The sequence below is a fragment of the Sphingomonas sp. LH128 genome (genome assembly GCF_000293195.2).
GTDB lineage: Bacteria > Pseudomonadota > Alphaproteobacteria > Sphingomonadales > Sphingomonadaceae > Novosphingobium > Novosphingobium resinovorum_A.
The window spans coordinates 1-5760 of the sequence record NZ_ALVC01000290.1; the positions used below are offsets into that span (position 1 = coordinate 1).

Consider the following 5760-nt stretch of genomic DNA (forward strand, 5'->3'; position numbering starts at 1 on the left):
CCGAAGCCGCGCTCGGCGTTGCCGGTGACGACGTCGAAGCACTCAAGGCATCGGCCTACCCGGGCGGCGGCACCGTGACCGACGCCCTGACCAACAACGTCGCGACCATCGGTGAGAACCAGCAGGTTCGCCGCATGAAGACCGTCGAAGTCTCGGCCGGTCTCGTCGTTCCCTACATGCACAACGCCGCTGCGCCGAACCTCGGCAAGATCGGCGTGCTCGTGGCTCTGGAATCGGAAGCGCCTGCTGCCGTTCTCGAAGGTCTCGGCAAGCAGATCGCGATGCACATCGCCGCTGCCTTCCCGCTGGCCCTGAACGCCGAAGACCTCGACGCCGAGCTGATCGAGCGCGAGCGCAAGATCGCCCAGGAAAAGGCCGCCGAATCGGGCAAGCCCGAAGCCGTGCAGGCGAAGATGGTCGACGGCGCGATCGCCAAGTACGCCAAGGAAAACGCACTGCTCTCGCAGGTCTTCGTCATGGACAACAAGACCCCGATCCAGCAGGTCGTCGACCAGGCCGGCAAGGAAGCCGGCGCGAAGATCGTCCTCAAGGACTACGTGCGCTTCCAGCTGGGCGAAGGCATCGAGAAGGAAGTCACGGACTTCGCAGCCGAAGTGGCCGCAGCGGTCGCCGGCTGATCTCAAGCCTTCTTCGCTGAAGAAACGTGCAGGCCGCAGGAGCATATGCTTCTGCGGCCCGTCTCGTTTGAGGCCCCATAAAAAACATGCACGATTGACTTATTAAAGGGTCGGCGTAGCCTCCCGCATCGACCCGGCAAGATCCGGGCGTAACCGGAGAGGCCCCATGCGCGTAGAACTCGCTCCCCAGCCGCAGAATCCGATTCCGGACCTTTCGGTCCAGTATTCGCCCGAAATCGTCCGGGCTTCAGGTGCCTTCGCGATGGCGCCCTACCAGTATTCCAAACTGCCCCTGCGGCTGTTCGAGGCATGCCGCATCGCCACCGCCGTCATCAACGGCTGCACCGTCTGCATGAACTGGCGCGCCCAGCGGGACTTGCGGATTCTCGGCTACGATGGCGGCGTGATCGAGCAGGGCAATGCGCCTGACGAGGCCATGTACCAGGCCGTGCTCGGCGGTGACCTCGGCAGCCTGACCGAGAAGGAGCGTCTTGCCGTGCGGTACTCGCAGAAGATGGGAACCGACCCGCGCGGACTCGCCGAGGACGAAGCGTTCTGGGCGCAGCTAAAGAGTGTGATGACCGATGCCGAGATCGTCGATCTGACGCATTGCACTGCTGCCTGGATGGCTATGGGCAGGGTGGCGCATGTGCTGGGTGTGGATGGGGTTTGCTCGATCGGTGGGCCTTTGGCGGAAGCAGCCTAAGAGGGAGGAGGCAGGGGTTTACCACCCCTGCACCCCGTATATCGTCGAGGTCTGGTGCGCGGTTTCGTCATGCGATGGCGCTGCGCCGGGAGACTTTTAAAGCCTGCGCCGCGACGTTGGGCTGAGGCGTCTGCGCGCGGGGCGATGGCAATTCCGGGGTCTGGGGCGATGGCCCCAGGACTTCCCTTTTATCTCAATAAGCTGCCGTAAACCGTTCCCTGGAATGCTTGTGCGCTTCCAGTTCATCGACCATCGCAATTGCATAGTCGGCGAAGCTGATCTTGCTCTCGCCTGCATCGTCGGTGACCAGTTCGTCACCGCCCGAGCGGTAGCTGCCCGTGCGCGGGCCTTCGAAGATCAGCGCGGCGGGGGAGAAGAACGTCCAGTCCACGTCGTCCACCTGCCTCAGTGCGTCGAGGAAGGTGATCCCGCCCATCGCGAAGGTCTTCCATTCCTCGGGAAAGTCCGGTGTGTCGATCAGGCGCTTGCCCGGGGCGACTTCCAGGCTGGCCGCGCCCCCGGTCACCAGCAGCCGAGGCACGCCGGCTTCACGGATTGCCGAGAGCAGGATTTCGGCCGTCACGTCGAAGTGCAGGGCGCTGATGACGGTGTCGCTTCCGGCGATCAGGACGGCGAGAGATGCAGGGTCCGAGGCATCGCCCGTCGCCGCCGTGATCCGCTCGCCGGTCGCGATCTTTTCCGGGTTGCGTGCGATGGCGAGGACTTCGTGGCCGCGAACGGCGGCTTCCTTCGTGATTTCCGATCCGGCGCGGCCGCTGGCACCAAGGACTGCGATCTTCATTTCCATTCTCCACCAGGTATCCAATGGTGACCAGATGTGGTATTGGCGATGACCATGCAAGAAGGCACTTTCACCGCACCGGGTTACCTTGAGGGAACCGCCTGCCTCGCGCCCAACGTCTATGCGGCGGATTGTCCGACGCGGCAGTTGCTCGATCGTATCGCCGACAAGTGGAGTGTGCTGATCCTCACGACGCTCGGGGCCGGGGACATGCGCTTCAACGGGCTCAAGCGGCATATCGACGGCATTTCGCAGAAGATGCTCAGCCAGACCCTGCGCTCGCTGGAGCGCGACGGGCTGGTGCGCCGCGATGTGGTGCCGACGGTGCCGGTTTCGGTCAGTTATGCGGTAACGCCGCTGGGGCGGGAACTGCTTGATGCGCTGCAGGCGATGATCGACTGGGCGGAGAGGCGGATGGGATCGGTGGCCTCGGCGCAAGTCGCTTACGATCGGCGTGAGGAAGAACTGTCCGTAATGGCGCGCTGAACCGGGTTCATCCACAGTCCAAGCCCCTTGGCAATTCGCGCTTGCCCTCCTAAAGCCGGGGCCGTTCCAGTATTTCCGGCCCCCACAGGAGACCCAGCGGCATGTCATCCCCCTACAAGCGCGTCCTGCTCAAACTTTCGGGCGAAGTGCTGATGGGGAGCCAGCAGTTCGGAATCGACCCCGATTTCGTCGCGGAACTTGCCAAGGAAGTGAAGGCGGCCAAGGAAACCGGGCTCGAGATCTGCCTTGTCATCGGCGGCGGCAATATCTTCCGCGGCATGGCGGGCGCCGCGCGCGGCATGGACCGGGCGCAGGCCGACTACATGGGCATGCTGGCCACCGTGATGAACGCGCTGGCGATGCAGAACGCGCTGGAACAGATCGGCGTGGAAACGCGCGTGCAGAGCGCCGTGCAGATGGACCAGGTCTGCGAGCCGGTGATCCGCCGCCGGGCCGAGCGCCACCTTGAGAAGGGGCGCGTGGTGATCTTCGCTGCCGGTGTCGGCGCGCCGTACTTCACCACTGATTCCGGCGCCGCCCTGCGCGCCGCCGAGATGCGCTGCGATGCTCTTCTGAAGGGCACCAGCGTCGATGGCGTCTACGACAGCGATCCCAAGCGCAACCCCGACGCCAAGCGGTACGATTCCGTCGATTACGACACCGTCCTCGCCGACAACCTGCAGGTGATGGACGCCTCCGCCGTGGCCCTGTGCCGCGACAACAGCATTCCGATCGTCGTGTTCTCGATCCGCGAGCAGGGCAACCTGGCCACCGTCCTTGCGGGTGGCGGCACCAAGACGATCGTTCAGAAAGGAGCCTGAACCATGGCAAAGTACGACAAGGCGGACCTCGAGCGCCGCATGAAGGGCGCGATCGACGCGCTCAAGCACGACCTCTCGGGCCTGCGCACCGGCCGCGCGAACACCGCGCTGCTGGAGCCGATCACCGTGACCGTCTATGGCAGCGCGATGCCGATCACGTCTGTTGCGACGATCTCGGCGCCCGAGCCGCGCATGCTTTCGGTGCAGGTGTGGGACAAGACCAATATCGGTCCGGTCGAGAAGGCGATCCGTTCGGCGGGTCTGGGCCTGAACCCGATCAACGACGGCAACACCCTGCGCCTGCCGATCCCCGATCTGACCGAAGAGCGCCGCAAGGAACTGGCCAAGCTCGCCAGCTCCTATGCCGAGAAGGCGCGCGTCGCCGTGCGTAACGTGCGCCGCGACGGCATCGAGAACCTGAAGGCCGACGAGAAGAAGAAGGAAATCTCGGAAGACGACCGCAAGCGCGGCGAAACCGAAGTCCAGAAGCTGACCGACGAGATGGTCAAGGCCCTCGACGAGGTCTTCGCGGCCAAGGAAAAGGAAATCCTCGGCAAGTGAGCCTGTTGCGCTTCGCCGAGAAGGGAGCCTGATGGCCAAGGACGAATCTCTGCGCGCCCGTCATGTCGCCATCATCATGGACGGCAACGGGCGCTGGGCGAAGAAGCGCCTGCTTCCGCGCGCGGTGGGCCACCAGCGCGGCGTGGAGGCGGTGCGCCGCGTCGTGCGTGGCGCGCGCGAGATGGGGCTGGAGGCGCTGACCCTCTACGCCTTCTCGACCGAGAACTGGCGGCGGCCCGAGGACGAGATCTCGGACCTGATGAGCCTGATGAAGCGCTTCATCCTCTCCGACCTCGACGAATTCGCGGCGGCGGGCGTGCGCCTCAAGATCATCGGCGATTACAAGGCGTTTAAGCCTGAACTGGTCGAACTGGTCGAAGGCGCGATGGCCAAGACCGCGCACAATACCGAGACGACGCTGGCGGTCGCGCTGAACTACGGCTCACAGGACGAGATCGCCCGCGCGGCGACCAAGGCTGCGGCGAAGGGGCCGATCACGCCCGAGACGATCGCGGCGGAACTCGACACGGCGGACCTGCCGCCGCTCGACTTGCTGATCCGCACCTCGGGCGAGGTCCGGCTGTCGAACTTCCTGCTGTGGCAGGCGGCTTACGCCGAAATGCTGTTCACCGACGTGCTCTGGCCGGATTTCACCGCCGATCACTTGCGCGATGCGCTGAGCGCCTTCACCACTCGCGAGCGTCGCTATGGCGGGCGCTGAGCCTCCGGCGAAAGGCACCTCCGATCTCAAGGTGCGGACGCTTTCGGCCATCGTCATGGTTGCGGTCGCCGGGGCTGCCTTGTGGCTGGGCGGGCCGGTGTGGATCGCCTTCGTCTGCGCCGTCTCGGTCGGGGTGCTGTGGGAGTGGATCAGGCTTGCCCGTCGCATCACTCCGGGACCGGGTGCGCGGGCCGCGTGGAACTTCGTGGGGATGCTCTATGTCGGCATCGGCGCGGCCATGCTGTTGTTCCTGCATAACGATGCATTCACCCTCGCGCCGATCCTGACCTTGCTGGGGACGGTGATCGCGGTGGACGTGGGCGCCTATTTCACCGGCCGCACCTTGCGCGGGCCGAAGATCGCGCCGTCGATCAGTCCGTCCAAGACATGGTCGGGCCTGATGGGCGCGGCGCTGGGCGCGACGCTCGCGCTCTTCACCGCCGCGCAGCTTTGGCAGGAAGGCGCGATCCGTCTTACGCCCGACGTCTCGGCGGCGAACGCGGTGTCGTGCTTCGGTACGCAGCCCTGCTGGTACGCGACGGCGGGCGCGGTTCCGCTCTTTGCGACCTGCCTTGCGGCCGGACTGCTGGTGGCGGTCTGTGCGCAGGCGGGCGACTTTTTCGAAAGCTGGATGAAGCGCCGCGCGGGGTTCAAGGACTCGGGCAACCTCATTCCGGGGCACGGCGGTTTCTTCGACCGGGTTGACGGATTGCTGGCGGTGCTGTTCCTGCTGGCGATGGCTATCGTGGTGTTGGCATGACCGGTTCTTTGCGCTCCCTGACGGTGCTTGGCGCGACCGGCTCGATCGGCGCCTCGACGCTCGACCTGATCCGCCGCAATCGCGACGAGTGGCGCGTGGTGGCGCTGACTGCGCATTCCAATGCGGCCGAACTGGCGAAGCTGGCGCGGGAATTCGGAGCTGAGGTCGCCGTCGTCGCCGATGAGGTGCACTTGCCTGCTCTGCGTGAGGCGCTTGCGGGTTCCGGGATCGAAGCTGCAGGCGGCCCCGCCGCGCTGATCGAGGC

The 5760-nt window shown here is 65.3% G+C and carries 8 protein-coding genes and 1 pseudogene; 8 read left to right on the forward strand and 1 reads right to left on the reverse strand.

Annotated features, from left to right (window positions below):
* Positions 1 to 638 (forward strand): translation elongation factor Ts (tsf, locus tag LH128_RS21570; protein WP_008831809.1); only part of this gene is annotated, 638 nt, incomplete at its 5' end.
* Positions 639 to 804: 166 nt separating this feature from the next.
* Positions 805 to 1344, forward strand: a complete 540-nt coding sequence (locus LH128_RS21575) for a carboxymuconolactone decarboxylase family protein (RefSeq protein ID WP_008831810.1) — start codon at positions 805 to 807, stop codon at positions 1342 to 1344.
* Between the two features lie 193 nt (positions 1345 to 1537).
* Here LH128_RS21575 and LH128_RS21580 read toward each other — a convergent pair whose 3' ends face one another.
* A complete protein-coding gene (locus tag LH128_RS21580) occupies positions 1538 to 2146 on the reverse strand; it encodes an NAD(P)-dependent oxidoreductase (RefSeq protein WP_202196490.1) in 609 nt (202 codons plus the stop codon).
* Positions 2147 to 2200: 54 nt separating this feature from the next.
* Here LH128_RS21580 and LH128_RS21585 point away from each other — a divergent pair, with 54 nt between their 5' ends.
* From LH128_RS21585 to LH128_RS21610, 6 genes and pseudogenes are all read left to right on the forward strand, one after another.
* Entirely contained in the window at positions 2201 to 2632 is a 432-nt protein-coding gene (locus LH128_RS21585) for a winged helix-turn-helix transcriptional regulator (protein ID WP_036523283.1), read from the forward strand.
* A 101-nt stretch (positions 2633 to 2733) separates the two neighbouring features.
* Complete coding sequence (gene pyrH, locus LH128_RS21590) at positions 2734 to 3453, forward strand: UMP kinase (protein ID WP_008831813.1); 720 nt, start codon at positions 2734 to 2736, stop codon at positions 3451 to 3453.
* A 3-nt stretch (positions 3454 to 3456) separates the two neighbouring features.
* Positions 3457 to 4014: a ribosome recycling factor gene (gene frr / locus LH128_RS21595; RefSeq protein ID WP_008831814.1), complete on the forward strand. Its 558-nt coding sequence runs from the start codon at positions 3457 to 3459 to the stop codon at positions 4012 to 4014.
* A 31-nt stretch (positions 4015 to 4045) separates the two neighbouring features.
* Positions 4046 to 4735 (forward strand): polyprenyl diphosphate synthase, encoded by a 690-nt coding sequence (gene uppS / locus LH128_RS21600; protein ID WP_008831815.1) that lies wholly within the window; start codon positions 4046 to 4048, stop codon positions 4733 to 4735.
* Complete coding sequence (locus LH128_RS21605; RefSeq protein WP_008831816.1) at positions 4722 to 5495, forward strand: phosphatidate cytidylyltransferase; 774 nt, start codon at positions 4722 to 4724, stop codon at positions 5493 to 5495. Before uppS ends, LH128_RS21605 begins: the two co-directional genes overlap by 14 nt.
* A pseudogene (locus LH128_RS21610) lies at positions 5492 to 5760 on the forward strand (NmrA family NAD(P)-binding protein); the annotation flags it as partial. The gene LH128_RS21605 and the pseudogene LH128_RS21610, both read left to right, overlap by 4 nt.